We start from the raw sequence: 2,918 nt of genomic DNA on the forward strand, positions 1-2,918 counted from the left end.
TTGGTATTCCACCTTCTACAATACTCACTAAAACAGTAATACCCAGTGCCAAAATAATGGTATCAACATGTACTAAATCCTTACCAAAAATGGCAAAAACAACAGCAATTTTAACAATAGAGCTAATACTCGAACCATCCTTATGCAAGGTTGAACCTAATGGAATCGTCACATTGGTAATGTAATCGGGTACGCCCATTTTTCGCGCACCATCTAAATTTGCCGGAATAGTGGCAATACTGCTACAGGTTCCGATTGAAGTTAAAGATGGCACAATGTTATTTTTCCAAAATACTTTTATCGCTTTAAATCCACCTGCAACAAAAGCATATAGGGTAAAAAAAACGATAAAATAAAATGCACCTACGCCATAGTATAAACCTAAAGCTTTGGCATAAGTTCCAAAAAGCTGTGGACCGAAAACCCCAACCTGATAAGCAAAATAAGCACCCAAACCGATTGGGCCAAGTTTCATAATCAAAATGATGAGTTTTTTCATCACTTCATTGCCCGATACCAAGAAGTTCTTAAATGCATCGCCTTCTTTACCAGAATATAGCGTAGAAAAACCAACCAGTACTGAAAAAATAATCAATGCAAGCATATTTTTTCTACTTCCTATCTCGAAAAATTCTCCTACGGTTAAAAGTTGGGTCATTTGTTCGCCAAACGACTGGATTTTTTCAGGTTCAGTTGGTAAAGGCGTGTTTCCTAATTGCTGATGGATAGGAAAAATCCAGGTAGCAACCAAGGTTAAAACCGCAGAAATGAGTATGGTAGAAAGAAAGACCAAAACCATAATGGTTAATAATCTTCCTAACTTTTTTGTTCTATCTATATTCGCAATTGCTGAAGAAACCGCAAAAAATACCAATGGAATAACAGCTGTAAACAACAGGTTTAAAAATATATCGCCTAATGGTTTTATACTTTCAACGCTTTTCCCAAAAATTAAGCCCACAATACTTCCAACAGTTATTCCTGCCAAAAGCCATAATAAGCCTGAGTAATTTTTAAGGATGTTGTTTTTTTCCATAATCTAAGATTAGACATCCGAAGTTTTGCTGGCCCTAAGCTCCTGTAAACTTCGGATGTCTTTATGCATTATAATCCCAATTCTGCAGAAATATCAAGCATGCGCTGTATCGGTTTACGGGCAAGTTCAATAATATGCTCAGGTACAGTTACTTCTGGCAAACCATTTTTAATACATAAATATAGTTTTTCTAAAGTATTTCTTTTCATGTATGGGCAATCGTTACAGGCACAGCTGTTATTCGGCGGCGCCGGAATAAATGTTTTTGTTGGATTTGCCTTTTCCATCTGGTGGATAATTCCACTTTCGGTAGCTACAATAAATTCTGTAGCCGGATTGGTAATGGTATATTTTAGAAGCCCGGTTGTTGAACCGATATAATCGGCCATTTTCAAAACCACTTCTTCACATTCCGGATGCGCAATAAATTTAGCGTTCGGATGGCGTTCTTTTAGTTTTGTAATTTTCTCCTGCGAAAAAATTTCATGTACCATACAGGCACCATTCCACAATACCAAATCGCGCCCGGTTTTCTTTGCTACATAAGCACCTAAATTTCGATCGGGACCGAAGATTATTTTTTGGTCTTTAGGTAAACTCTCTACAATCTGAACGGCATTCGTACTTGTACAAACAATATCACTTAAAGCTTTTAGTTCAGCAGTACAGTTTACATAAGTGATGACCAGGTGATCTGGATATTTTTCTTTAAACTTTCTAAACAGATGGGGCGGACAACTATCTGCTAATGAGCATCCTGCTTTTACATCTGGTAATAGAACCGTTTTATCAGGCGATAAAATCTTTGCTGTTTCGGCCATAAAATGCACGCCAGCAAACACAATTACATCAGCATCTGTTTTTGCTGCTTCTTGCGACAGTCCTAAACTATCGCCAATATAATCTGCAATATCCTGAATATCAGGTTCTTGATAGTAATGTGCAAGAATAATGGCATTCTTTTCCTTTTTTAATTTCTCAATCTCAGCAAAAAGATCGAGTGTAGGATCAATTTCTTCTTCTGCGAAACCTTTTTTATTGATTTCTTCTAAGACATCTATGTTCATTTTAAAATTTTCCTTTTTTGAATTTTGACGTTGGCCAAAGATAAAGCTTTCAACGTCTCAATAATTAATAAGTATTTTTAAATAAATAAATCTTGTTTGTTTATTAGTGTGTTAGTATTGTTGGCAAGTTTCGAAAAAAAGTTCTTTTATATAAGTTGTTAATCGTTTACTAACATTTAGATTACATTTCTCTAATATCATGAATTTGATTTTCAGCACTATCGAAAAGTCACTCAATTTTTATCAATACCCGAATGTTAATTGTTTATAAGTGGGTAAAAAGTTAATTACTTGTACAAAGGTGCTCAAAAATTACTTAAAAGATTGTGGCAAATTGTCTTTTTAGAGTAGCTTTAAACATTCAAATTTATTTGTTAGGATAATTTAGACACAGAGTTAACATTTATCAACTAGTTGTTAACATCGTGGATAATTAAATGTTTTTATTAATGAGGAAAGTAGATTTTCTGGTAATTGGTTCAGGTATAGCGGGTTTGAGTTTTGCACTTAAGGCAGCAAAGTTTGGTAAGGTTTTAATTGTTACTAAGTCGAACGAAGACGAATCGAATACAAAATACGCTCATGGCGGTGTTGCGGTTGTGGTAGATAAAGGTGATTCTTTTGAGAAACATATCGATGATACTTTGATTGCCGGCGATGGATTATGTGATGAAAAAATTGTGGAAATCGTTGTAAAAGAGGGGCCTCAGCGTATTCAGGAGATCATTGATTATGGTATAAACTTCGATAAGGATAACTCCGGTTTCTATGATTTAGCCAAGGAGGGAGGACACTCTGAACACCGTGTTTTGCAC

Annotated in this window: 3 protein-coding genes; 1 reads left to right on the forward strand and 2 read right to left on the reverse strand. The window is 35.4% G+C overall.

Annotated features, from left to right (window positions below):
- Together AC1DND_RS24580 and nadA are read right to left on the reverse strand one after the other, a co-directional pair.
- Positions 1-1,036: dicarboxylate/amino acid:cation symporter (locus tag AC1DND_RS24580; protein ID WP_477585184.1), on the reverse strand; the 1,036-nt coding region annotated here is incomplete at its 3' end.
- Positions 1,037-1,104: 68 nt separating this feature from the next.
- Positions 1,105-2,103, reverse strand: coding sequence for a quinolinate synthase NadA (nadA, locus tag AC1DND_RS24585; RefSeq protein ID WP_057931002.1), 999 nt, complete (start codon positions 2,101-2,103; stop codon positions 1,105-1,107).
- Positions 2,104-2,552: 449 nt separating this feature from the next.
- Here nadA and AC1DND_RS24590 point away from each other — a divergent pair.
- Positions 2,553-2,918, forward strand: a 366-nt coding sequence (locus AC1DND_RS24590; protein ID WP_477585185.1) for an FAD-dependent oxidoreductase, incomplete at its 3' end; no start/stop codon positions are given.

The sequence above is a fragment of the Pedobacter sp. 01N416 genome, assembly GCF_056399685.1.

What these genes read in the sequence shown, in the direction of transcription:
- nadA (WP_057931002.1), bottom strand. Translation starts at nt 2,103, where the DNA reads ATGAACATAGATGTCTTAGAAGAAATCAATAAAAAAGGTTTCGCAGAA.